24 protein-coding genes and 1 tRNA gene are annotated in these 22,808 nt (G+C 55.7%); 3 read left to right on the forward strand and 22 right to left on the reverse strand.

Features of this window, described 5'->3' with window-relative positions; all coding sequences use genetic code 11:
• Positions 1-22: 22 nt before the first annotated feature.
• The 6 genes from BQ4888_RS02625 to BQ4888_RS02650 form a co-directional block, all read right to left on the reverse strand.
• The gene (locus BQ4888_RS02625) at positions 23-550 is read right to left on the reverse strand and encodes a KdsC family phosphatase (RefSeq protein ID WP_092053285.1); all 528 of its coding nucleotides are present in this window, start codon (positions 548-550) and stop codon (positions 23-25) included.
• Complete coding sequence (locus BQ4888_RS02630; protein WP_092053460.1) at positions 550-1,512, reverse strand: KpsF/GutQ family sugar-phosphate isomerase; 963 nt, start codon at positions 1,510-1,512, stop codon at positions 550-552. The genes BQ4888_RS02625 and BQ4888_RS02630 overlap by 1 nt, the downstream gene beginning before the upstream one ends.
• 12 nt (positions 1,513-1,524) lie before the next feature.
• Positions 1,525-2,349, reverse strand: a complete 825-nt coding sequence (kdsA, locus tag BQ4888_RS02635) for a 3-deoxy-8-phosphooctulonate synthase (RefSeq protein WP_092053288.1) — start codon at positions 2,347-2,349, stop codon at positions 1,525-1,527.
• Positions 2,339-3,955 (reverse strand): CTP synthase, encoded by a 1,617-nt coding sequence (pyrG, locus tag BQ4888_RS02640; RefSeq protein WP_092053291.1) that lies wholly within the window; start codon positions 3,953-3,955, stop codon positions 2,339-2,341. The genes kdsA and pyrG overlap by 11 nt, the downstream gene beginning before the upstream one ends.
• 108 nt (positions 3,956-4,063) lie before the next feature.
• A complete protein-coding gene (gene kdsB / locus BQ4888_RS02645) occupies positions 4,064-4,822 on the reverse strand; it encodes a 3-deoxy-manno-octulosonate cytidylyltransferase (protein ID WP_092053294.1) in 759 nt (252 codons plus the stop codon).
• Between the two features lie 74 nt (positions 4,823-4,896).
• On the reverse strand, positions 4,897-5,406 hold the full coding sequence (locus tag BQ4888_RS02650) for a CreA family protein (RefSeq protein ID WP_092053297.1): 510 nt from the start codon (positions 5,404-5,406) through the stop codon (positions 4,897-4,899).
• 414 nt (positions 5,407-5,820) lie between these two features.
• Here BQ4888_RS02650 and BQ4888_RS02655 point away from each other — a divergent pair, with 414 nt between their 5' ends.
• Positions 5,821-6,828, forward strand: coding sequence for a site-specific integrase (locus tag BQ4888_RS02655; RefSeq protein ID WP_170232771.1), 1,008 nt, complete (start codon positions 5,821-5,823; stop codon positions 6,826-6,828).
• Between the two features lie 214 nt (positions 6,829-7,042).
• Here BQ4888_RS02655 and BQ4888_RS02660 read toward each other — a convergent pair whose 3' ends face one another.
• The 6 genes from BQ4888_RS02660 to BQ4888_RS02685 all read right to left on the reverse strand — a co-directional run bounded on the left by BQ4888_RS02660 (position 7,043) and on the right by BQ4888_RS02685 (position 12,155).
• On the reverse strand, positions 7,043-7,507 hold the full coding sequence (locus BQ4888_RS02660) for a hypothetical protein (RefSeq protein WP_092053303.1): 465 nt from the start codon (positions 7,505-7,507) through the stop codon (positions 7,043-7,045).
• Between the two features lie 64 nt (positions 7,508-7,571).
• On the reverse strand, positions 7,572-8,534 hold the full coding sequence (locus BQ4888_RS02665; protein ID WP_092053306.1) for a hypothetical protein: 963 nt from the start codon (positions 8,532-8,534) through the stop codon (positions 7,572-7,574).
• A 143-nt stretch (positions 8,535-8,677) separates the two neighbouring features.
• Complete coding sequence (locus tag BQ4888_RS02670) at positions 8,678-9,175, reverse strand: hypothetical protein (protein ID WP_092053309.1); 498 nt, start codon at positions 9,173-9,175, stop codon at positions 8,678-8,680.
• 121 nt (positions 9,176-9,296) lie between these two features.
• Entirely contained in the window at positions 9,297-10,169 is an 873-nt protein-coding gene (locus BQ4888_RS02675; RefSeq protein WP_240746295.1) for a TIR domain-containing protein, read from the reverse strand.
• A 138-nt stretch (positions 10,170-10,307) separates the two neighbouring features.
• Positions 10,308-10,745: a DUF4019 domain-containing protein gene (locus tag BQ4888_RS02680; protein WP_092053315.1), complete on the reverse strand. Its 438-nt coding sequence runs from the start codon at positions 10,743-10,745 to the stop codon at positions 10,308-10,310.
• An 840-nt stretch (positions 10,746-11,585) separates the two neighbouring features.
• Positions 11,586-12,155, reverse strand: a complete 570-nt coding sequence (locus BQ4888_RS02685; protein ID WP_092053318.1) for a hypothetical protein — start codon at positions 12,153-12,155, stop codon at positions 11,586-11,588.
• A 1,143-nt stretch (positions 12,156-13,298) separates the two neighbouring features.
• On the opposite strand from BQ4888_RS02685, the gene BQ4888_RS02690 reads away from it, so the two are divergent.
• Complete coding sequence (locus tag BQ4888_RS02690; RefSeq protein WP_092053321.1) at positions 13,299-13,715, forward strand: hypothetical protein; 417 nt, start codon at positions 13,299-13,301, stop codon at positions 13,713-13,715.
• A gap of 215 nt (positions 13,716-13,930) precedes the next feature.
• On the opposite strand, the gene BQ4888_RS02695 is transcribed toward BQ4888_RS02690, so the two are convergent.
• A tRNA-Leu gene (locus tag BQ4888_RS02695) sits at positions 13,931-14,016 on the reverse strand.
• A gap of 87 nt (positions 14,017-14,103) precedes the next feature.
• Between BQ4888_RS02695 and BQ4888_RS02700 the strand changes: the two genes are divergently transcribed.
• The gene (locus BQ4888_RS02700; protein ID WP_092053324.1) at positions 14,104-14,568 is read left to right on the forward strand and encodes an NUDIX domain-containing protein; all 465 of its coding nucleotides are present in this window, start codon (positions 14,104-14,106) and stop codon (positions 14,566-14,568) included.
• Here BQ4888_RS02700 and BQ4888_RS02705 read toward each other — a convergent pair.
• The 9 genes from BQ4888_RS02705 to BQ4888_RS02745 all read right to left on the reverse strand — a co-directional run bounded on the left by BQ4888_RS02705 (position 14,565) and on the right by BQ4888_RS02745 (position 22,806).
• Positions 14,565-15,386 (reverse strand): menaquinone biosynthetic enzyme MqnA/MqnD family protein, encoded by an 822-nt coding sequence (locus BQ4888_RS02705; RefSeq protein ID WP_092053327.1) that lies wholly within the window; start codon positions 15,384-15,386, stop codon positions 14,565-14,567. The two genes, BQ4888_RS02700 and BQ4888_RS02705, sit on opposite strands and share 4 nt — an antisense overlap.
• On the reverse strand, positions 15,383-16,900 hold the full coding sequence (locus tag BQ4888_RS02710) for a TolC family protein (protein WP_170232772.1): 1,518 nt from the start codon (positions 16,898-16,900) through the stop codon (positions 15,383-15,385). The genes BQ4888_RS02705 and BQ4888_RS02710 overlap by 4 nt, the downstream gene beginning before the upstream one ends.
• Before the next feature lie 94 nt (positions 16,901-16,994).
• Complete coding sequence (locus BQ4888_RS02715; RefSeq protein ID WP_092053333.1) at positions 16,995-17,834, reverse strand: lipoate--protein ligase family protein; 840 nt, start codon at positions 17,832-17,834, stop codon at positions 16,995-16,997.
• Positions 17,835-17,915: 81 nt separating this feature from the next.
• Positions 17,916-19,253, reverse strand: coding sequence for an acetyl-CoA carboxylase biotin carboxylase subunit (gene accC / locus BQ4888_RS02720; RefSeq protein ID WP_092053336.1), 1,338 nt, complete (start codon positions 19,251-19,253; stop codon positions 17,916-17,918).
• 84 nt (positions 19,254-19,337) lie between these two features.
• Positions 19,338-19,823, reverse strand: a complete 486-nt coding sequence (gene accB / locus BQ4888_RS02725) for an acetyl-CoA carboxylase biotin carboxyl carrier protein (RefSeq protein WP_092053339.1) — start codon at positions 19,821-19,823, stop codon at positions 19,338-19,340.
• Between the two features lie 93 nt (positions 19,824-19,916).
• Entirely contained in the window at positions 19,917-20,978 is a 1,062-nt protein-coding gene (locus BQ4888_RS02730; protein ID WP_092053342.1) for a M24 family metallopeptidase, read from the reverse strand.
• Positions 20,979-21,000: 22 nt separating this feature from the next.
• Complete coding sequence (gene aroQ / locus BQ4888_RS02735; protein WP_276609537.1) at positions 21,001-21,444, reverse strand: type II 3-dehydroquinate dehydratase; 444 nt, start codon at positions 21,442-21,444, stop codon at positions 21,001-21,003.
• Positions 21,441-21,800, reverse strand: a complete 360-nt coding sequence (locus BQ4888_RS02740; RefSeq protein WP_092053345.1) for a roadblock/LC7 domain-containing protein — start codon at positions 21,798-21,800, stop codon at positions 21,441-21,443. The genes aroQ and BQ4888_RS02740 overlap by 4 nt, the downstream gene beginning before the upstream one ends.
• Complete coding sequence (locus BQ4888_RS02745) at positions 21,793-22,806, reverse strand: tetratricopeptide repeat protein (RefSeq protein ID WP_092053348.1); 1,014 nt, start codon at positions 22,804-22,806, stop codon at positions 21,793-21,795. The genes BQ4888_RS02740 and BQ4888_RS02745 overlap by 8 nt, the downstream gene beginning before the upstream one ends.
• Positions 22,807-22,808: the final 2 nt, after the last annotated feature.

The following is a 22,808-nucleotide window of genomic DNA, read 5'->3' on the forward strand; positions in this document are numbered from 1 at the left end:
GGCACGAGAATTGAAAGAGAGTTCAGTTCTTACCGTCGACGAAGTACCGGGCGGTGATATGCTCCCAGGCGCCGGTTCCCTTTAACAGCAAATCACAGACTTCACGCACGGCCCCGCGTCCGCCCCGACGCCGGGCGACATAATCAACCAGGGGCTTGACCTCATCGATGGCATCGGCCACCGTCGCCGCAAAACCGACCCGGCGCAAAATCGGCAAATCGACGACGTCGTCGCCGACATAAGCCACTTGCGCGTCACTCAACCTCCGCTCCGCCAAAATCTGTTGATAGGGAATGAGTTTATCCAAAGCGCCCTGCTGCACAATCGTAATCCCCAGCTCGCGGGCCCGAACCTCTACCACCGCGGAGGTGCGGCCGGTGATGATGCCGACCTCGATGCCGGCCCGCTGGAGCATCTTGATGCCGTGACCATCCTTGACGTCGAAGGCCTTGGTTTCCACCCCGTGATGATCATAGATAATGCGCCCGTCAGTCAGCACGCCATCCACATCGAGCAGTAACAGCCTTATATCCCCGAGATTTTTCAGCATCAGACCACCCCCGCCTTGAGCAGATCATGGAGATGAAGAATCCCCACCGGCACGCGGCTTTCGTCCGACTCGAAGACAAATAAAGAGGTAATGGAGTATTGTTCCATCTTCTGCATCGCCTTGGCCGCCAGATTGGAACGCAAAATCCGTTTGGGATTCACCGCCATTAGATCGCAAATCGGTCGGTTCAGGGCATCCAGTCCGTTTTCGATGGAGCGACGCAGATCACCGTCGGTAAAGACTCCGACCAGTTCCCCCTGCTCATCGGCCACTCCGGTGATTCCCAACTTTTTACTGGTGATCTCGAAGAGCGCCTCCTTGAGCGGGACCTCCGGGCGCACCAGGGGAATCGCCTCACCGGCATGCATGAGATCCTCGACCCGCAGCAGCAAGCGCTTACCAAGAGCACCGCCGGGATGAAAGAGGGCGAAATCCTCCTCCTTGAAGCCGCGCCGTACCAGCAGGGCTACCGCCAGGGCATCGCCCATGGCGACCGTCGCCGTGGTGCTGGCGGTCGGGGCCAAACCGAGAGGGCAGGCCTCTTCCTTGACGGAAATGTCGAGCAGAACGTCGCCGGCTCGCGCCAGGGTACTGTTGGGTTTACCGGTCATGGCGATGAGCGGCAAACCCATGCGCTTGATCACCGGCAGGATGCGGGTAATCTCCTCGGTTTCCCCCGAGTTGGAGACCGCCATCACCACATCCCCCCGCATGAGCATGCCGAGATCGCCGTGAATCCCTTCCGCCGGATGAAGAAAGAGGGCCGGGGTTCCCGTCGACGCCATGGTCGCCGCGACCTTCTGGCAGATCAGGCCCGACTTGCCCATGCCAGTGATCACCACCCGCCCCTTGCAAGCCAGCATCATCTCCACCGCCACCACAAAACGTTCGTCGATGCGGTCGTGCAGGGCCAACACTGCCTCCGCCTCGATCTTAAGCACATGCTTGGCCGTGTCGATCATCTCATTCACGGGTCAATACCCCTTTACAATGGCGTCAATGGCGAGCATCTGTCGCAGCATGCCGGACAGATCGCCAAGGGGGAGGGAATTGGGACCATCGCAGAGGGCCTGATCGGGATTTTCGTGCACCTCCCAGAAGAGTCCGTCGATACCAGTCGCCACCGCCGCCCGCGATAAGGCACCGACGTACTGGCGCTGTCCGGCCGAAGCCGTGCCGGCACCGCCGGGCAACTGCACCGAATGAGTGGCGTCGAAAATCACCGGACAGCCGGTTTCGCGCATGATGACCAGCGAGCGCATGTCCGTCACCAGATTGTTGTAGCCAAAGGAGGCCCCTCGCTCGGTAAGCAGAATATTGCGATTGCCGCTGGCTTCGAGCTTGCCCACGGCATTTTTCATGTCCCAGGGGGCGAGAAACTGCCCCTTCTTCACATTGATGACTTTGCCGGTTTGCGCGGCCGCCACCAGCAGGTCGGTCTGCCGGCTCAAAAAAGCGGGGATCTGAATGATGTCAAGCACCTCGGCGGCAGGAGCAACCTGCGAGAGGTCGTGGACATCGGAAATGACCGGCAGCTCGAACTCGGACTTGACCCGCTGCAGGATCCGCAACCCCTCCTCCAGACCAGGGCCGCGAAAGGCGTTGACCGACGTCCGGTTAGCCTTATCATAAGAGGCCTTGAAAACCAGGCCGATCCCCAGGGAAGTCGTTAATTCCTTGAGATAGGCGGCGATGCGCAGGGTCAGATCTTCATTCTCAATGGCGCAGGGCCCGGCGATCAGTACCAGGGGGCGGTTACCGCCAAAAACGACATTACCGACATGGACTTCACGCACCACCTTGGGATTCTCCTCTTTGCTTGAGACAGGCGCCAACGAAAGACTCGAAAAGCGGGTGCGGCGTCATCGGCCGAGACCGGAATTCGGGATGAAACTGGCAGCCGAGAAACCAGGGATGATCGGCCAACTCGACGATCTCCACCAGGTCTGATTCGGGGTTGACCCCCGAAAGGATCAGTCCGCATTTTTTCAATTCCTTGCGGTAGGCGTTATTAAATTCATAACGGTGACGGTGGCGCTCGGAAATCTTCTTCTGCCCGTAAATCCGTCGCGCCAGGGTACCGTCGACGAGTTCACAGGGGTAGGCGCCGAGACGCATGGTACCGCCCTTGCTCTTGACCGTCTTCTGCCCCTCCATGATGTGGATGACCGGATTCTTCGCCCCCTCGCGAAACTCGGCGGAATAGGCATCCTCGATAGCGCAGACGTGGCGAGCGAACTCCACCACCGCCATCTGCATACCGAGACAAATGCCGAAAAAGGGGATTTTGTGCTGGCGGGCGTACTCGATGGCCGAGATCTTTCCTTCGCTCCCCCGTTCGCCGAAACCGCCGGGGACGAGAATCCCGTCGATCCCATCGAAAGCACCGTCGATGCCGTGCCGCTCCAGAGCCTCCGAATCGACATACTTGAGATTGACCCGGCAGTCGTTGGCAATGCCGCCGTGAATCAGCGCTTCGGCCAAAGACTTGTAGCTCTCGGTCAACTCGACATATTTGCCGACGATGGCGATGGTCGTCTCCGAAGCCGGCTCCTTGATGCGCTTGATGATCCTCTGCCATTCAGAAAGATCCGGGGTCTTGGTCCAGATGTTCAGGTAATCGACCAGGCGTTCGTCAAGGCCCTGCTCGTGGTAGGCCACCGGCACCTCGTAGATCGAACCGACATCCCGGGCGGTAATGACCGCCTCTTCCTTGACATTGCAAAAAAGGGCGATCTTGGCCTTCATCTCCCGGGGGATTTCCCGGTCACAACGGCAGAGGAGAATATCGGGCTGGATGCCGATTTCCCGGAGTTCTTTGACGCTGTGCTGGGTCGGCTTGGTCTTCAGCTCGCCGGCGGTGGGGATATAGGGAACCAGGGTCAGATGGATGTACAAGACATTCTCATGGCCCAGATCGGTGCGAAACTGGCGAATCGCCTCGAGAAAAGGAAGCGATTCGATGTCGCCGACGGTGCCGCCAACCTCGACGATGGCCAGATCGACCCCCTTGGCGTTGTCGAGGATCTTCGCCTTGATCTCGTTGGTGATATGCGGAATGACCTGCACCGTGCCACCGAGATAGTCCCCGCGCCGTTCCTTGCGGATGACCGAATCGTAGACCTGACCGGTGGTAAAATTCGACTTACGGGACAAAGTCGCGGTGGTGAAGCGCTCGTAGTGCCCCAGGTCGAGGTCGGTTTCCGCGCCGTCGTCGGTGACGAAGACTTCGCCGTGCTGAAAGGGGCTCATCGTGCCGGGATCGACGTTGATGTAGGGGTCGAGCTTCTGCATCGACACCCGCAAGCCCCGGGCTTCCAAAAGCGCGCCCATGGAAGCAGCGGCCAATCCTTTGCCAAGGGAGGAGACGACCCCTCCGGTGACGAATACGAACTTGGTTTTCATCCTGGCTCCTTTATCGATCTTGAAGGCGAAGAGCGCGCTCCAAGCTGCAAATCAAAGTGGCGATAGTACACTGCCGCCCACAAAAAGAAAACCCCAAATTCCCCCAGGCTAACCCGCTTCGCCTTGTGCCAGCAGATCCCGCACCCGTTCCAGATCCTCGGGGGTATCGACCCCCTGGGAGACCAGGTCGGTCGCCACCACCCGGATCCGGAAGCCATGCTCCAGAGCCCGCAACTGCTCCAGTTTTTCCGTGTTTTCCAGCGGCGTCGCCGGCAACTTAGGATAGGCGAGGAGAAATTCCTTGCGGTAAACATAGAGGCCGATGTGCTTATTGCCGCCGAGCAGGGCGAAATTCTCCGCCAGGGTCTCGGCATGGTCGCGAGGATGGGGGATGGGCGCCCGGGAAAAATAGAGGGCAAATCCCTGGCCGTCAACCACTACCTTGACCACGTTGGGGTTAAGGAACTCTGCTACTGAGGCCAGCGAGGTCATCAGCGTCCCCATGGGGATGGACGCATCCCGCACAAGGGGTGCCACCGCCAGGTCGATCATGCGCGGATCGATCAGGGGTTCGTCCCCCTGTACATTCACGACGATATCAGTCTCGATCCCCTCGGCGACCTCGGCCAACCGATCGGTGCCGGTGGGATGATCGGATCGGGTCATCCAGGCCTCGCCGCCAAAAGCGGAAACCGCCTCGAAGATGCGCGCGTCATCGGTGGCGACAATGACCCGGTCGACGCGGGTCGAGCGGAGGGTGCGCTCATAGACCCACTGGATCATCGGCTTGCCGAGAATCTCAGCCAGGGGTTTGCCGGGAAAACGGGTCGAGGCATAACGGGCGGGGATGATCGCGGTAACGCGCATGGGGGGAGCCTTTCAGAGCCGGGATGAAAAAGGCGAACGGACCGCCCGCAGAGTAAGAAAAAGCCTTGGGAAAGTCAAGGCGCGCCAACGCTCCCCTGCCCCGGCCAGGGCATGACTGGCACCGTGCTGATGCTGTTCTTTGGGCTGCCCTCGATAACCCGGTCACTGTAGGAGACATAGACCAGCACATTACGTTCGCGGTCGAAGAAACGAACAACATGCAACTCCTTGAAAAGCAAGCTGCGGCGCTCGTCGAAAACCTCTTCGCCATCCTTAAGTTCGCCGAGAAAACGGATCGGCCCAACCTGGCGACAGGCAATGGCGGCGTCGCTGACATCCTCGGCCACCCCAATGGCCCCCTTGACCCCGCCGGTCTGGGCCCGACTGATATGACAGGCCACCCCCTGGACTTTCGGATCGTCGAACCCGTCGATCACGATCTTGTCGTTCGGCCCCATCCAGCGGAAACGAGTACTGACCTCGCCGGTTACACCCCGATCCGGACGACTGAAAACCCAGACCCCGAACCCGACCAGCACCAACAGCAAAAACACGCCAAACAGCAAGGCCAGACGTTTCATCATTATCCTCCCAAAAGGTACGGCGTTAAAACTCGTGGCGCAGGCCTTGGCGGCAAAGACTCGATCGCCGTGTGCAGCCTCACCCTTTCATTTTTGTTTTGCAACAGTGTATGGTAAATGACAGGAATTGCGAGCGGGCGGCCCTGCCCCCACAAAATGAAAAGGTTCCAGGCCTCTTCTGCAACGGCCTGAAACCCTTCAATATTTTCTTGGTGCCCGGGACCGGGATCGAACCGGTACGATCTAGGATCGAGGGATTTTAAGTCTCTATCGACAATTTTTAATCGTTGATTTATGCATTTGTTTTCAATAGGTTTTTTTACCATTTTATAAATCATAAAAAATTCACGGATGCAAAATGGATGCACTTCTGTTATGTTGGTTGCCGGACAAGGAAACCCAAAACAGGGGGCAAAATTGGCGACGATCTATCAGCGGGCAAACGGAAAATGGACCGCTCAAGTCCGGCGAGGTGGGCGGCTGCACAGTAACACGTTCAGCACTCGGGCACTCGCCGAAAAATGGGCGCGGGGGGTGGAATCCGACATAGAGCGGGGCCGGATCACCGGCGAAGATGAAGCGGCCCGCCGGACCAAGGTAGCAGAGGCGGTGGAGCGGTATATTGGGGAGCGGATCGAGGGCCGGAGCCATGCCCGCCGGGACCAAAACCGGCTGAATGCACTGCTGACGGCTACGGGATGGGGAGCACTCCCCCTGCCCGCCCTGCGCCCTGCGGCCATATCCAACTACACCCGGGAGCGGACGGCGGCGGGATGCCGCCCCGACACGGTCCGGCTCGATCTGGCGGCGCTGTCGGCGGTCTATCAGCATGCGATCACGGAATGGGGAATGGATATAGACAATCCCTGTCGTCGCGTCCGCCGCCCGTCTCTGGCCGGAACGGGCCGGGATAGACGACTGAAACCCGGGGAATGGGAGCGGCTGATGGAAGCTGCCTCGGATGCATTCCGCCCCGTGCTGCAATGGGCTGTGGAAACGGCGATGAGGCGGGAAGAAATCGCCCGACTGACGTGGGAGCATGTCGACATGAAGCGGGGAACCGCGCACCTGCCCCAGACCAAAAACGGAGAAGCCCGGACGGTCCCGCTGTCCGTTGCGGCGCTCGATGTACTCAGGGGGCTACCTACCTATTCCCCGGAAGATAAAAACCGCTCAGGGGCCGTTTTCGGTGTCACGCCCGACCGGCTCACGAAATGGATGGCGGTGACTACGGTTAAAGCCGGGGTAGAGGATATGCGGTTTCATGACCTTCGCCACGAGGCGACCAGCAGGCTGTTCGAATTGGGGTTATTTAATGTCCTCGAAATTGCGAGGATAACCGGCCATAAAACGCTGTCGATGTTGTCGAGATACACTCATCTCGACCCCGCCACCTTGGCCCGGAAGCTGCGTGGGGAACCCTGACTGCTTATTATCACCGAAACCCTCCACAGATTCCCAAGCGAAAGCACCCAACTACGAATGGATTGTTTGTATTTCTTGATCTTATGATTTTATATTTTATGCCTAACGGTGAAGATAACCGGCGGCGGCCTGATGCAGGCATACCACCGAATTAAGCAATTTTACACAGACGTATTTTCCGTCAGGCTGATTGCATGGTTAGCAGGATTTTTGTTTATTGTGCTTTGCGTAACAACCTTTTGGTATCGACTGATAATGAAGATAATTGGTTCATGATGTCTAGTTTTCTTAATGTCAGATCAGCTCTGAACGCGTTGACGATTTCATTTATTTGTCTTTTGTTTTTTGAATATTGTTCAGGCTTCATTTGTAGAAATTTGAATACCTGTTTTGTTGAGTGTTCATCTAGCAATAATGCTTCAGCCAGGATTAAGTTTAATAATGCCGCCGCCTCTTTTTGGTAAACAAGATCTGATTTTGGTACGTCGACCGTATCGAGAGAAACGCCGAGTGTGTAAACCTTTGATATTTGGCCGGATAGTTTTCTATAGGCGGCAAGTCGTTGTTTGAATAATTCGCTTCTATTTTTGTCGGTTGCTACATACCATCCGGCAATAAACGCTCCGGCAACAGAAAATAAGACGCCAAGCGCAGAAATTATAGATAGAAAAATTTGCATTGTTTTTTCCTGCTAACGGATTTGCATAACCGGCAGTGCACTGTGGTCACAATTTAGTAACGACTTATTCGGGAACCGCCCCTGCTGAACCTGTCCGGTTAATGCTTTGGTTAGCGTCTTCTATTGGATTATTTTCAATAGTACGCAAGAAGTATTTCTTTGGAATTTCAATATTGTCTCCATTTATTTTAAATATGACAGTAACGTCACCAAGGACCGAAGGATTGGCACTTAGATAATTTGGGTCAATATTTGGGTCAAGTTGAAGTGGGACCCGTTTGTCAGAAACCTCAGGCACAACCGCGGCCCAACCCTTCTTTAAGCTATCAAGATCAGTCGCCCTTATAATTACATTTGTGCTTTTATAATCTCTGATAATTTCATCGGTAGCATCGGGGGGCACATAGCTTGGAAATGCTCGAATCGTTTCAGCGGTTAGCGCAGTTTGCGGGTCACCATCAAAGGTTATTGATGCCCTTTGATCCTTTTTTGCGGGCATGATCACTTTGATTGCATCTTGGGCCAACTCTTTTTTGCTTTTTACACTGGTTTCAATGATGGCCCGAAAATCATCCGGACTCATTTCAACCATGCCAGCACCAAGATTTATTATCACATTGTTGTTTGCCTCAATTGTAGTTTGATTTTTAGGATCTGATGGAATCTTGGAAAGGCCATAGGCTCCACCCATTAAAATTAATGCCAAGATAATTACAGAGAGGGTCTTGTTGTCTTGTTGAAGTTTTTCCATGCCTGTTTTCTTTCTTAGTTTTTTTATAAAATCATCTAAGGCACCTTGGTCACCAAAGAAAAACTTAACAATGAAATCTTCCAGAAGGCTCCCGGATTCAATTTTTTTTATGTAAACATCGACTTTGTCAATTTTTACTCCGGGGAAAAGCCTCTCGAGAACCTCAGGTGATGCTTTTATGACCCTTTCTAGGGCCATTAAAGACTCAGCTATCTCGGTCACCGGAATGGGATTTTCATTCGAATAAAATATTCGGTGACTAGTAGTAAGCTCCATTTTCTGATTCTCGCTTTTAATATTTAATTATTTTTGACGCTAACGGTATTAGATAAGCGGCGACGTCGCGCCGGTATGGGAACAACCGAAATTTTGCCTTTCGGGAAGCACCCAGCTATTTTTCGTCCGCCTTCATTTTATGGTTAGGCATTTTCGAATGTTCTTTCTGCTCTTTTCTCAATTTCTTTGAAAAATTCCCCTTGAGACATTTCGTAATCTTTTGTTTCGCTTCCACATTCGGTGCAAACAAATTTAAATCTTGGAACGATGTCATAAGCAGAGGTTTTTACTGGCTCCATGCGTAGCTTGCAGTTTTTACATTTCATTTTGTAATCTAAAAGATTTTTTGACCAAATATTATATTCGTATTCACATAAGCTATCGCCAAAATTCAAGACCCCACTTCTAGTACCTAGATCATAATCATTTTCTTTTCTTTTTATTCCTGTGCCCCATATTGCAAAAATAAGTGCCACCAAAAACAAAGTAGAAAAAACGAATATAACCCAAACAGGCAACATGACATTAATTTGCAAAATTTCTAGGGGTGAGAACATGTCGTAAATGTAAACAACGCCTGAAATGATTGCTATTGATATCAGTTTACTAGCAACAGGATCTTTCCAAATTTTTGCGAGCATCTTTCTTCCTTTTGATGCCTAACGGTAGTGATAAGCTGTGGCGCCGAGAACTTGCGTGTATCACTGCCTTATTCGTGAACAAAGGCGTTATATTCCATCCGCTTCATTATATGGTTAGAAATCATATTGCTTTATTGAGATCAACTGCAAAACCTGATTCACGTAGTTCTTTTGCTAATAAGAGGCGCCAAGCTCCGGCGTTGTCCATGCCAACATAAACAACACCAACAAAATCGGAGGGCAACTCAACCGAGCCTTTATGTAGGGCACATACTCGGTTACGACCTAGCCTTGCAACAAAATAACCAAGTTCTAAAATTACATTTTGTCGTGCTCTAGGATTTAAATTCTCCTTTGCAGTAGCAACACTACCCACATCGTCTGGAGTTAGTAAAACCACTGCAAAGTCAACATGTGAGTTTTTTTCCAACTTTTCGATAACTGTTCTGCCGCCACTTGCTTGTTCATGTAGAATGATGGGAGTAATTCCAAGTTGTTCCAGAAACCGAGCCACTGCTTCACGTGCGCCCTCGTCGTGCCCATGGACAATGAATGCTTTATTTGTATGAATTTTTTGGGTAGCAGTCGGTGGGTTTGATGTAATGCCTTTAACTTGTGGTATTAATTCAAGGCGCTCACTAATTGATTCAAGAGTGTGTATTTTTTCGTTGATGTCAGTCGCAAGATCCCTTGCTTCTTCCCCCAAGCTTGGTTCATCGCCAAAACCAATATATGAAGAGCCAAGACAACTACTATATTCTTCCGACAGACTATTATTGGTAAATAATCGCTTTAAAAGTTCTACGTTATAATCTGACCATTTATAATACTCTTTTTTTACGGCTTCATAATTCTCCCAATTATTGATTTTTTTTGTTAAAAGTTCTTTTCCCTTGTTGATCCTATCTTGGATTTTTTCCTCTGCATCGTTTTTCGAAACAGCTAATTCTAATACTGGCTCTACTGCAACCTGCTGTGAAGGTTTTTTTGGCATGGTTTTCTCCATTAATATCAATATTTCTAACGTCTTTGGGTCAGTGGTGGCGACACGCAGATTTGCTCAGTAAAAATTACACGCGAACCACCAGCGGTTGTTCCATCCACTGTACCCTTGGGTTAGCGAATGCCCTTTTTATCGAATAAAGTAACCCGCCACCTGCCACTGCCCGCCGATCTGGCTCATCGTTACCGTTTCAATGGAGGCTTTTTTCTTCTCAAAAACAGTGTCGAATTGAAGAACAAAATACTCGCCATCAGGCGCGCCAGGCAGCGAGGTTGCGTGCCGGGCTGACTTGATCGCTCTTTTCTCGGCCGCACCAAAAAGGGGCCGAACATTTTGAAGCTGCTCGGCCCATTGCTTTTGGGAAACCTGGGATTTGAAGAAGGGGGCTGTCTGATGCCAGCTTTCTTGATATTGCCCGGAATCAATTAATTGAAGGAAATGCTTGGCGGCATCAATCGCAGCCTTTTCCTCTGATTTTTCAGCTAATGCAGAAAAGGGGGAAAATAAAAGCAACCACAGGATAAATGTTCTTAAAATGATGCTCTTTTGTGAATCTAGGTTTTTCATCGGTGTGCCTTTTTAGGTTTTGATATGTCTCGCTAAGCATCTAATTATGCAACATGCAGTTTTTTTCCAAAAACGGCTATCGCGCCATAAATTTCTATTGAAAATTGCCTAAAAATACAGCAAAGCAAACCTTATCCCCCTGGATTCTGCGGTTATAATCCGCCAATTGTGGTCTTATGCTGCATGCGACATAATAACGGCGGGTCATTATACTGAACGAATTCCACCTCGGCGCATGTGACCACCTAGCTACTCCAATTACGCAAAAAGCCGCCTTCCGGTATACACCCGGAACTGGCGGCCTATGGGTCTGCATCTTCTCACATAACCCCTCCACGAAAACCAACTTACTAAAAAATCATTACATCCTGGTTTTTATAACCCTTTCCTTAGATACTGTCAATTTCCTACACCAGTGGGCATGAATAATCACCTGACAAACCCGGAAGAGCACCGCGCATGGCGGTGCGAAAACCCAACAAATACCGGGTCCTGCCTTTCTCCCTTTTTTGTGCCGGGCTTTACCGTTTCGCCGCTTTTTGGCGAAACGCCGAAGCGGGCCAACAAGCCCGCTAGACAGAAAACCCAGCCCAACCCGGAAGAGCACCGCGCATGGCGGTGCGAAGACCCAACAAATCCCGGGTCCTGCCTTTCCCCCTTTTCCTTGCCGAGCTTTTCCACTCAGCCCGCTTTTTGGGCTGAGTGCCGAGCGGGCCTCAAGCCCGCGCTTTTAGCCGAAAACCCAAATTTGCCTCCTGTGCCGTTTTTTCAGAAAAACCCATACAGGGGTTTGGTTTTGCGCTAAAAATCGATTACAGGGGTGTTTCCGTTCGTTTTTGGTTATTTCACAACAGAGAGATGCACACCTTTTTTCTTCGCTTCTTGGCGTTTCACTTCCCGGCGCTTCTCCGTCGCCCCCTGCTGCAAGGTTCCTTTCCACGCCGTGGCGGGGTTGAAACGGTAAGTGCATACCACGCCCACTCTCGGACCCTTGGCGAGAATTTCCAACTGGAGCAGTTTTTCCAGCGACCTGCCCACATGCTGCCTAGGCATTTTTAACATCCGTCCGATTTCGGACTGATTGACCGCCACGCTGTTCTCCTGGTCCAAATAGGCTAACAGCAAGAGAAAAACCCGGTAATCCGCACCCTTCAAATTGCCGTCCATTGCCAGTTGTGCAACGCTCATAGGACTCACTCCTTGCCACATTACGACCCATGCCTCGCCGGTCCGCTTCTCTTCCTTGACCACTAGCCGCGCCTGAACGGTTTTCGTCCGCGTCTTGCCGGTTTCCGTGTCGATAGTGGTTTGCTTGATTTCGTGAAAGACGTCTTTCCCGCGATTCTTCTTCCCAAGCTCGCCGTCGTCCGTCGAACTCACCAGCCCGCCGTTTGCCGCTTTCCGCTTCATCACCCAAGTCTCCTTTTTTGAGGAAGTGCACCACCTATGGTGACAAAGTAACCACCAGTGGTGACAGATGTCAAGTTTTTTTTCAGGGTTTTCAACTGTTTGAGTGCGTAAGCACGAGTGTATCAGTTCAAAAACTTTATATTTTCTTTTGTTACTTTTCTTTTTTTGCTCCAATTTTAATGTTCGTTCCTATTGCCCGAAAGTCCCCCACGGACCACCACCCAAAGCAACACCGACACCTTCAAAGCCCGGCTTTCGCATTGCCGGCCCGCCGGGGCCGGCGAACGTGCCGCCTCCTCATCGAACAATCAGACCGCGAATGTCCGCCCGCAACGGAAAAGGAAACCAAGGCCCCCGGTCCTCGTCGCTCACTCGGATGTTGATTTGTGCCAGCAATTCGCTGGCTCGTCGGTTTTGGGTGCCAGTGTTTTGCTGGCAATGGGGTTTCTGGGTGCCAGCTATTCGCTGGCATTTCGTTTTTTGGTGCCAGTGATTTGCTGGCGGGGGCTGTCTCTGGTGCCAGTCATTCGCTGGCACGGACAACCGGGGCGGGACTTGCTGGCGAAACGCTGGCAAGCGGGGTGCTGGCAACTGCTGGCAAGTGCTGGCCCCCGTGGTTGCTGGCGGCTGGCCTTTGGCTGGCGGTTTGGGTGCTGGCAATCGGTTTTTGTGCCAGCGAAACGCTGGCGAATCCCTGAAATCCTGCCAGCGAAACGCTGCAAGCCGTGGAACCTGCCAGCGAAACGCTGCTTTGGGGTGCTGGCAACTGCTGGCAAGTGCTGGCCCCCGTTTTTAGCGGGGTGCTGGCGTTTTGCTGGCGGGGGGTGCCAGCGGGGGGCGGTCGCTGCGCTGGCAACTGCTGGCAACTGCTGGCCCCGGTAGTTGGTGCTATTCGGTTTTCAGAGAACCCGGGAACGCTGGGGGGCCAATCACCATAGGTGAGTCGGGTGTGCAGTTTCAACCCCATGGTTTCCTTCCCTTCAATCAGTCGGCATGGGTCCCGGCCTTCGGCCCCCCATACCGCCTGATTTTCGGGGGGCATGGCGGGCTTGTCGGCCCGCCTCGGCACCTCCCCTGCGCATCGCTTTATGCGATGCTTCGAGGTGGTGAAAATCTTCGGCACAAAAAAGGGGTTGGGGCTGATTGTGGGTTTCCCGGTCTGGTGCCGTTGTCGATAATCGTGATATTCTGCAAAAGTCAAAAAACCGGAAAACCGACAAAAGCGGAAAAGGCCGAAAGCCCGAAAACCTTGAAAAGCAAAAAACGGGGAAAGGCCTGAAAAGCGGAAAGGCGATTTTAGCGGGCGGGCATGGCGGGCTTATTGGCCCGCTTCGGCGTTTCGCCAAAAAGCGGCGAAACGGTAAAGCCCGGCAAGAAAAAGAGGGTTGCGGCTGGGTTGGTCTTCCCGGTCTGGTGCTAGGCCGGGACGATCTACCGCCGCCTGTTCGCCCCGGCGCCCGCTTCGCGCTGGCCGTGGCGGGCGGAACCCGGCGCGGGACCGCCTGCGGCCTGCCCGCCACCTGTTCGGGGGTGGTGGATGCCAGAAAAGACGGGCAATAGGAAAGAAAAGGGGTCCGCTGCCTGTCCGGGGGTGGTGGATGCAGTGCGGATGCACTCGGGGGCGTGGGCCTCGAAATACTGGCGGTATGCGGACGAAATATGGATGCAATACGGATGCAGTTAGGGTGCAAAAATGGTGAAAAATTCACGCCTGGGGGCTGGAAAAGGAAAAGGGCCTCAACGGTGTAATCCATTGAAACCCTTTATCTTTTTCGTGGTGCCCGGGACCGGGATCGAACCGGTACGATCTAGGATCGAGGGATTTTAAGTCCCTTGCGTCTGCCAGTTCCGCCACCCGGGCGTAAGTGTTGCCTTTTTTAGACGATTTGACCTGAGAGTGTCAACGGAAAAGCCTTAAACCTGCGGATTGACCATTTCTGGAGGAACGATGAGCGAGCATCTGGCCTGCCCCGAATGCGGTGCGAAAGTGAAATCTTACCGGAATCCTTTTCCCACGGTCGATGTCATCATCCGTGTGGGGGACAAAATCGTCCTGATCGAACGCCGCAACGAACCGAAGGGCTGGGCGCTGCCAGGGGGCTTTGTCGATTACGGCGAAAGCCTGGAAGAGGCCGCCCGGCGCGAGGCGTTGGAGGAAACCGGGCTGGCTCTGCGCGACCTGCGCCAGTTCGGCGCCTATTCCGATCCCGGGCGCGACCCGCGCCAGCACAACATTTCGGTCGTCTTTACCGCCGAGGGGATCGGCAATCCGCAGGGGAGTGACGATGCGGCGCGGGCGAGGCTTTTTGCGTTCGATGCCCTTCCCTCTCCCTTATGTTTCGACCACCAGCGGATTCTCGACGATTATCGCGCGGGAAAACCACCGATGGCGCGGACCTCGGAGCGCGGCTAACCGCCCCAGAAGTGAAGTTCCGGCTCTTCGTCGAGAAGATGATGCCGGGCGCAGAGATGAAAGTAGAGACGCAACCCCTCCAGGTGCGCCTCGCCCAACTCGTAGGACATGCAGTTCCAGTAATCGACGAGTCCCCCCTCCCCCATCCATTCCCGCTCCGGGGTCGCCTTGGCCAGGTTTTCCAAAGAGGCGAAGGCCCGTTCGCGCGAGCATTTGAGCTGCCCGTGCAGAGTGCGCACCGCATCGGCCTTTTCCCGCGCTGCCTGCCGCCGCAGAATCCACAGGGCGAAAACGAAGGGCAAGCCGGTATGCTGCAACCAGAGTTCGGCCAGGTCGTAGATATAGGGGGCGGCCTTTTCCTGGGCCGACTTCAATGCCCGGTCACCGATAAGCAGGGCGCTGCCTCCTTCGGCCATGACCGCCTCGACCGGGCCTGCGGGCACGGCGCAGCGGACATCCCGAAGATCATAGAATTCCTTCAGGATAATCTTGAGCAGATTGACCGAAGTCGCCGAGTCGCCGGTGAGGGCGATATGGTCACCGTCCAACGTCTCGATGGGGCGGCCGGAAAAAAGCAGCACGCTCCGCACCGGCCCGCAAGCACTGATGGAGAGTTCGGGAAAAAGCAGATATTCCCGCCAGTTGCGGGCGTACTCGAAGGAAGATGAGGGGCTGAGGTCAACCCCGCCTTCGGCCAGCAACCGGTTGAGATGGGAAGGAACACCGTCGACAATGGTGCCGTCAAAGCCGCACTCGGGTAGGTAATGAAAAAACGGGGCGCAGTTGATGTACTTGATGTGACCGACGACCAGACTCATGGCTTTTCCATCTCCAGCAAAGGCCGCTCCCGCTCGGGATCGGGCAAGCCAGCAAGGCGGATCCCCTGGGATTCCAGCAACATGCCCGTCACCCGCAGATATTCCGTGACGGCGCGGTTGTAATCGGCCAAAGAGGCGATCTGATCGGTGCGGGCCAGGGCCAGATCCTCCTCCCCTTCAAGCACATCGCGAGTGGTTGCCAAACCGACATCCTTACGCTTGATCAACGTCCGCAGCTTTTCCTCGGCCAGATCGCGTCCGCGATTGGCCACCTCAATCTTCTTCCGATTGACCTCGATCTGCCGCGCCGCCACGCGCACTTCGGTGCGAACCTCCTCACGCAGCTGCTGCCAGCGGGCATACTCCCCCTTCATCAGCAGTTCGGTCCGGGCCAACTCGTTACGAGCCTGTCGATTGCCCAAGGGGTAACTGAGGGTGAGGCCGATCTGCCAGTTGTTCAAATCATCCTGTTCGATACTGGAAAGATTATCCTGGTAGTCTTCGGCCAAACCCTTGCGTCCGTAACCGGCGCCGAGATCGAGACCCGGCAACAACTGGTTGCGGCTGACCTTCCGCTCGATCTCCAGCCGCTCAATGCGCCGCAGTCGCTGCTGCAGATCGGGCCGACGGGAGAGAGCCGACTGGAAGCCGACCTCTTCATTGACAGAAAGCTCAGTCGTTTCGAGTTCTTCGTCGGCGATCTCGACCCCTTCCGGCAGATTGAGCAGCACCGCCAACTGGTCGAGGGCATCCCGATAGACACGCTGGGCTTCGAGGAGATCGCGCTCGCGCTGAGTCAGTCCGACTTCGGCTTCGAGATTTTCGATGGGGGGCAGCACCCCGGCCTCGACCCGGGCGCGGTTTTCCGCGAGAATCTTTTCCGCCAGAGCGACCGAGGTCTCCCGGTATTTGAGGTTGTCCCGATAACGCAGCACATCGTAGTAGCCGTCCCGCACCTGGGAAAGGAGGGTGAAGGCCTGGGAACGAACCTCCTGCACCGCCACCTGACGGTCCTGCACGGCATAGAGGATAGCCTGCTCGGTGACGGCCCGGCCGAAGCCCTTGAGCAGGGGCTGGGTCAGGCCGATATAGGCCTGGCTGCGCCAAGACGGGTTGATCGCCGGACTGGGTCCGGCGGCGATGCGGGAGCGGGTGTTGTCGAGCCCGACGGTCACTTCACCACCGCTGGGCAAAAGCTGCGCCAGGGACAGATCGAAGACCCGGGATTCGGCGACGGTCTTGGGAAGCTCAAAGGAACCACCGCCGGTGGGATAGCTGCTCAGATCCCGACTCTCGGCCTCGGTAAAGCTCGCCGCAGCGCGCGGGTCGTAGATGCCATAGCCTCTGCGCACCAGCGCTTCACTGGCGCGGGCATCGAAATCCGTCGCCTTGAGATTGAGATTGCGCTCCAAAGCCAGTCGCTGCGCCGCGACGAGATCGACGCGCTGAGCGGCGTCAATCTCGTTCGCCCAGATCATGGCCGGCAGCAACGCGGTAAAAAGCCATCGTTTCATGCTCATATCCCCAGTTATTATGCGAAGAACCGTTAATCTACACCCCACCCAATGAAAAAACAACCGTTCACAACAGCTTCAGCGACAGGATGCCTCATCGCCCTGGCCCAGACACCCGCCAGGTCCAGTCCGGGTTGTCGTAGCGTTCTTTCCTCAGATCCTCGGCCAAGGACCATTCCTCAGGGCACACGGGCTCTTCGTGCATGGCGACCCCCAGACCATCAGCGAAAACCTCTCGCAAGCGTTCTTCCACGTCGTCGATCGAAAGGGAACAGGGCAGATAGCGATTGAGCCAGCCAACTCGCTGCCGCAGCCGCCCTACCCCCGCCTCAAACGAAATCGAGTCGACGGGTTGCGGATTCAGCACTTGAAAAAGCCGACGGGGATCGAGTTCCAGGGGGATCGAACCCTGCTGCAGAAAAAAATCCCCCCGACGCTTCTGAGCACTACCGGCGATCTTCTGACCCTGGCAAAGGAGTTCGTACCCGGCGGCAGCCTCGAAACAGGCCGCGGGCAAAGCCCGCTCACGCCCTTCGCGCCGTGCCGGAGCCAGCTCTGCCGCCAGCCCAAGGGAACAGAGGGCTGCGCGCAAGACCTCAGCGATTTTGCGATAACTCTCCTCAACCCGAACGGGAAAACCCTGTCCGCCGCCGGCGATCACCGCGTAAGTCACCTCTTCACCATGGAGAACCGCCCGCCCGCCGGTGAGGCGGCGGACGATATCGATGCCGGAGGAATGGCAAAAGGCGCGGTCAACCACCTCGTTGCGCTGGAAATAGCCGAGACTGACGGACTCCGGTCGCCAGCGATAAAGACGCAGCACCGGCCGCGAGCGCCCGGCCGCGACTTCTTGCAGCAGCACCTCGTCCAAAGCCATGTTCATCCCCCCCGGCAAGGGGCCGGTGCGCACCAGGCGCCAACGATTATCGACCATGCTCCATCCGTCGTCGTCATGAAACGGCAAGGGCCGGGAAAAATCCCGGCCCCGCGTTTTTATGGAATCATCATCAACTTCTCAGAGCACCAGTCGCTCCAGGAAGCCCGTATCCACATTTCCTTCGATGAAATCCTTGTTGTCCATGATCTTCTGATGAAAGGCGATGGTCGTCTTGATCCCTTCGATGATGTATTCATCCAGGGCCCGGGCCATGCGCCGGATCGCCTCTTCGCGGGTATCGGCATGAACAATGAGCTTGGCGATCATCGAATCGTAATGGGGCAGCACCGTGTATTGATCGTAGACCGCGCTGTCAACCCGCACCCCCAGACCGCCCGGGGGATGATAACCGTCGATCTTGCCCGGGGAAGGCGTGAACTTGAAAGGATGTTCGGCGTTGATCCGACACTCGATGGCGTGGCCGGTGATCTTGATGTCTTCCTGCTTGAAGCGCAGGGGAATCCCGGCGGCGCTGCGAATTTGCTCCTTAATGATGTCGACACCGGTGATCATCTCGGTCACCGGATGCTCGACCTGAACCCGGGTATTCATCTCCATGAAGTAGAAATTTCCCTGCTGGTCGAGGAGAAACTCCATCGTCCCGACGCTGGTGTAACCGACCGCCTTCGCCGCCGCCACCGCGCACTCCCCCATTTTCTTGCGGGTTTCCGGATCCAGGACCGGACAGGGCGCTTCTTCGATCAGCTTCTGATGACGACGCTGGATGGAACAATCGCGCTCACCAAGATGGATGACGTTGCCATGCTTGTCGGCCATGATCTGGATTTCAACATGGCGGGGACGTTCGCAGAATTTCTCGATGTAGACCTCGGGATTGCCAAATCCGGCCTGGGCCTCGGACCGAGCGGCAGCGAAGGCATTGGGCAGGGAAGCGGGCGAATGGACCACCTTCATCCCTCGCCCACCGCCGCCAGCGGTGGCCTTGATGATGACCGGATAGCCGATTTCGGCGGCGACACGCTTGGCTTCCTCCGGCGAATGAACCCCCTCCTTGGTTCCGGGGAGAATCGGCACCCCGGCCTTGGTCACGGTCTGGCGGGCACTGATCTTGTCTCCCATCAGACGCATGTTTTCCGGGGTCGGACCGATGAAGGTCAGTCCGCAGTTAGCGCAAATCTCGGCGAATTCGGCATTTTCCGAAAGAAAGCCGTAACCGGGATGTATAGCGTCGGCATCGGTTACCTCAGCGGCACTGATGATCGACTTCATGTTGAGATAACTCTTGGCACTTGGCGCCGGCCCGATGCAGATACTCTCGTCGGCCAACTTGACGTGCAACGCCTCGCTGTCCGCATCGGAATGCACCGCCACGGTCTTGATGCCGAGTTCCTTGCACGCACGAATGATGCGTAAGGCAATCTCGCCGCGGTTGGCTATGAGAATTTTATGGAACATGTCGGACTCCAGTGATCGAAAGAGAAGGATTGCGGATGACGACGGACCTCGACGAGGTCCGCCACTCGTCACGAATCACTGGGCCTAGAGACGCTCGACAATGAAGAGCGGCTCACCGAATTCGACCGGCTTCGCATTTTCCTTGCAGATTTCCACAACCTTGCAGCGGAACTCGGCTTCAATTTCATTCATCAGTTTCATCGCTTCGACGATGCAGAAAATCTGCCCCTTCTCGACGACCGAACCGACTTCGACATAAGAGGGGGATTCAGGAGAAGGCGCCCGGTAGAAGGTACCGACGATGGGCGAAGTGATGGTTTCTCCCTTGCTGACGGCCGGGGCAGCGTCAGCCGCCGCAGGGGCGGGGGCGGCAGGGGCAGCTGCGGCCGCGACCGGCGGCGCGGCCATGACCGGTTGCGCCAGGTACTGCTGGGGCGCGGCCATTTGCACGATCTCAGTTTCCTTGCCGCGCTTGATGACGATCTTCTCGTCCGCGTTTTCCATTTCGAATTCGGTGATGTCGGTCTCTGTCACCATCTTGATCAGAACTTTAAGGTCTTTGATATCCATTGAACGCTGCCTCCTGATGTTTTGTTTTTTTTGTTCCCGGGGCCAGGACGAAAAACCCTTTTCCCGTCATCCCTCCGGTTATTTTGGAGAGACTTACAGGCCTTTGGGAATGCGGGTCAACCGCCGACAGCCTTCGGCGGTCACCTGTACCGTATCCTCGATGCGTACTCCACCCAGCTCGGGGATATAGATACCGGGTTCGATAGTGATCACCATGCCGGCTTCCGCCGTCTCTTCCGAGCGGGGAGAAACCGAGGGGAATTCATGAACTTCCAAGCCAAGGCCATGACCGGTGCCATGCCCGAAATAATCGCCGAAACCCCGTTCAACGATGGTGTCGCGGGCAGCCTGGTCGATGGCGCGCAAGGGCGCGCCGGGTCGAACTGCCGCCATCGCCCGACGTTGGGCTTCGAGGACCACGGCATGAATTTCAAGCAGGCGTTCCGGCACCTGCCCCAAGGCCAGGGTAACGGTCTCATCCGAATGGTAGCCGCGATAACGGCAGCCAAAATCGATGGTGACCAACTCCCCTTCCGCCAGACACTTGTCCGAAGCGATGCCATGCGGCAAGGCTCCACGCACTCCGGAAGCGACGATGATATCGAAAGCCTTCTCCTCGGCGCCGCGCTTCTTGAAGGCGAACTCCAGGGCCAGGGCTATCTCACGCTCAACGACCCCGGGACGGATCAGGGGCAGAACTTCGGCGAAACACTCGGCGTTTAGGGCGGCTGCCGCCTCCATGCAGGCGATTTCCTCGGCATCCTTGACCGCGCGCAGGGCTTTGATCGCCCCGGTCACGGGTACCCATTGCTGATTTTCCGCCGACTTGCCGCGCAACTCTTCGACCGCGGCATAACTCAGATGCTCCGCTTCAAAACCGGCCCTCACCACGCCCTTGGCGGCGAGGAGTTCCTGCACGCCCTCCCACTTGCTCCGATATTCCCGGATCTCATCAGCCTGGACCTGTTCCTTGGCCTGGGTGACATAACGGGAATCGGTGAGAAAGATCGCTTCCCGCCCGATCACCACCAGAACCCCGTCCGAGCCGGTAAAACCGCAGAGATAACGGATGTTCGGCAAATGAGTGAAGACCATCCCGTCGATTTCGAGTGGGATGAGCGCTTCCCCCGCACGGATGACCCTTGTATTTACCATAACGCTATTTTACGTACAATAATTATTGTTTTAATTTTACTGAAAGAGCGCGCAGGGCCAGTTCGTAACCGATAGGACCAAAACCGCAGATTTGGCCGAGCGCGACCGGGGCGATGTAGGAATGTTGACGGAAAGTTTCACGGGCGTGAATGTTGGACAGGTGGACTTCAACGGTAGGAATCGCGACGGCGGAAAGGGCATCCCGCAACGAAACGCTGGTGTGGGTCAGCCCGCCGGGATTGAGGATGAGACCGGCGACCCCATCCCGCCACGCCTGGTGGATACGGTCGATGAGGGCGCCTTCGTGGTTGGATTGAAAAAACTCCAGGCTCAGACCCAACTCCTCGGCCAATCCGGAAAGTTCGGCATGGATGTCGTCGAGAGTGCGCGCACCATAGATGCCGGGTTCCCGTGTCCCGAGCATATTCAGGTTGGGCCCTTGCAGGACCAGCACCTTGTGCCTCACGCCAAGGCTTCCTTGAGGTTGCCTGCTTCCCGCAGCAGCAGATAGCGCCCCTTGCCGAAATTGCCATCCCCTTGCAGGGTCAGGGCGACAAAATAATCATCGGTCATGATCCGTACCAGCAGATAGAAACGTTCGGTACGAATACTGACCTCTTCCATCCCACCGAGGTGGAGGATTTCGGCGGCCTTTTTGATTTCTTTGAGGATGTTGGCATATTCGACAGCGACCAGATTCAGATCGAGCCCGGCGTCGGGACGAAAATATTGCTCGATGGAAATCCCGTCGTAACCCATCAACACCGCGCCGATACCACCGGGAGTTTCATCGACAATCCGATGAAGAATCGAATTAAACATGGGCAGCCCTCCTTCTGCGAATAGCATCCAGCCAAGAGGATAAAACCTCAGGAACGGCACGCTCACCCCGAATGGTGGCCAATCCTGGCTCGACCGTGCCGGTATCTTCCGTCAGCACGGAGAAAGCGGGTTCCGCTTCCAGCGCCGGCGAAACCGCCGACACTTCATCCGGCGAAGACTCCGCGAGAAACTCGCCGGCCGGTAAAGAGTCTTCGGAGGAGAGCACCTCTTCCGCAGGCGCTGTCTCTTCGACGGACTCGCTCGCCAACAGCGTTTCATCCCCCAAGGCCGGAACCTCTTGCCCATCGATCTGCTGCTTGAGCAGAATAAGCTTCTGCCGCAGCTGGTCGTTATGGGGTTCGAGCTTGAGGAGATCGCGATAGACCTTGAGCGCCTTTTGCGGCAGCCCCTGGCGGATGTAGATCTCCGCGAGGGTCGCGGTGGCGATCGGCTCAACGCCTTTGCCGGCAAGGGAAGGCGCGGAAACCGTCTCCTGAACCTCGTCAATCTCGAACGATGGGGCCGGCGTCGAAACCGGCGGCTCTGGAGATGGTGAGGCTGCCGGTGCGGCGGCGACCAGTTGCGAGGGGGCCACGGCGGCGACGAGTTTGAGGACCTCGGGATCGTTCCCCTTGATCGCCTTGGCCTGTTCCAGCAACTCCCGCGCCCCGGCTGAATCCTGGCGGGTCATCTTTACTTTCGCCAGTTCCTTGAGCGCCGGCAGGTGACGGTTATCGAGAATCAGCGCCTTTTCAAACTCACCGATCGCCTGATCCTCCAGGCCTTGCGCGGCAAAAGCGCTCCCCAGGGCGACATAACCGGCAGCGAAGGCGGGATTGTCCATAATCCCCTGCTGCGCCACCGCGACCGCCTCATCGAGCATATCCATCTGCCGATAAGCTTCGCTCAAGGGGACGAAAATCGTCGAATAGGGATCTTTCGCAAGCAGTTCGGTATAAGCGGCGATTTTTCCGAGGAGGGAACCCGGTGTGGCATGCTGGGGCATCA

The organism is Desulfuromonas acetexigens (genome assembly GCF_900111775.1).
Lineage (GTDB): Bacteria > Desulfobacterota > Desulfuromonadia > Desulfuromonadales > Trichloromonadaceae > Trichloromonas > Trichloromonas acetexigens.

What these genes read in the sequence shown, in the direction of transcription:
- BQ4888_RS02625 (WP_092053285.1), bottom strand. Translation starts at nt 550, where the DNA reads ATGCTGAAAAATCTCGGGGATATAAGGCTGTTACTGCTCGATGTGGAT.
- BQ4888_RS02630 (WP_092053460.1), bottom strand. Translation starts at nt 1,512, where the DNA reads ATGATCGACACGGCCAAGCATGTGCTTAAGATCGAGGCGGAGGCAGTG.
- pyrG (WP_092053291.1), bottom strand. Translation starts at nt 3,955, where the DNA reads ATGAAAACCAAGTTCGTATTCGTCACCGGAGGGGTCGTCTCCTCCCTT.
- kdsB (WP_092053294.1), bottom strand. Translation starts at nt 4,822, where the DNA reads ATGCGCGTTACCGCGATCATCCCCGCCCGTTATGCCTCGACCCGTTTT.
- BQ4888_RS02650 (WP_092053297.1), bottom strand. Translation starts at nt 5,406, where the DNA reads ATGATGAAACGTCTGGCCTTGCTGTTTGGCGTGTTTTTGCTGTTGGTG.
- BQ4888_RS02660 (WP_092053303.1), bottom strand. Translation starts at nt 7,507, where the DNA reads ATGCAAATTTTTCTATCTATAATTTCTGCGCTTGGCGTCTTATTTTCT.
- BQ4888_RS02665 (WP_092053306.1), bottom strand. Translation starts at nt 8,534, where the DNA reads ATGGAGCTTACTACTAGTCACCGAATATTTTATTCGAATGAAAATCCC.
- BQ4888_RS02670 (WP_092053309.1), bottom strand. Translation starts at nt 9,175, where the DNA reads ATGCTCGCAAAAATTTGGAAAGATCCTGTTGCTAGTAAACTGATATCA.
- BQ4888_RS02675 (WP_240746295.1), bottom strand. Translation starts at nt 10,169, where the DNA reads ATGCCAAAAAAACCTTCACAGCAGGTTGCAGTAGAGCCAGTATTAGAA.
- BQ4888_RS02680 (WP_092053315.1), bottom strand. Translation starts at nt 10,745, where the DNA reads ATGAAAAACCTAGATTCACAAAAGAGCATCATTTTAAGAACATTTATC.
- BQ4888_RS02685 (WP_092053318.1), bottom strand. Translation starts at nt 12,155, where the DNA reads ATGAAGCGGAAAGCGGCAAACGGCGGGCTGGTGAGTTCGACGGACGAC.
- BQ4888_RS02700 (WP_092053324.1), top strand. Translation starts at nt 14,104, where the DNA reads ATGAGCGAGCATCTGGCCTGCCCCGAATGCGGTGCGAAAGTGAAATCT.
- BQ4888_RS02705 (WP_092053327.1), bottom strand. Translation starts at nt 15,386, where the DNA reads ATGAGTCTGGTCGTCGGTCACATCAAGTACATCAACTGCGCCCCGTTT.
- BQ4888_RS02710 (WP_170232772.1), bottom strand. Translation starts at nt 16,900, where the DNA reads ATGAAACGATGGCTTTTTACCGCGTTGCTGCCGGCCATGATCTGGGCG.
- BQ4888_RS02715 (WP_092053333.1), bottom strand. Translation starts at nt 17,834, where the DNA reads ATGGTCGATAATCGTTGGCGCCTGGTGCGCACCGGCCCCTTGCCGGGG.
- accC (WP_092053336.1), bottom strand. Translation starts at nt 19,253, where the DNA reads ATGTTCCATAAAATTCTCATAGCCAACCGCGGCGAGATTGCCTTACGC.
- accB (WP_092053339.1), bottom strand. Translation starts at nt 19,823, where the DNA reads ATGGATATCAAAGACCTTAAAGTTCTGATCAAGATGGTGACAGAGACC.
- BQ4888_RS02730 (WP_092053342.1), bottom strand. Translation starts at nt 20,978, where the DNA reads ATGGTAAATACAAGGGTCATCCGTGCGGGGGAAGCGCTCATCCCACTC.
- BQ4888_RS02740 (WP_092053345.1), bottom strand. Translation starts at nt 21,800, where the DNA reads ATGTTTAATTCGATTCTTCATCGGATTGTCGATGAAACTCCCGGTGGT.
- BQ4888_RS02745 (WP_092053348.1), bottom strand. Translation starts at nt 22,806, where the DNA reads ATGCCCCAGCATGCCACACCGGGTTCCCTCCTCGGAAAAATCGCCGCT.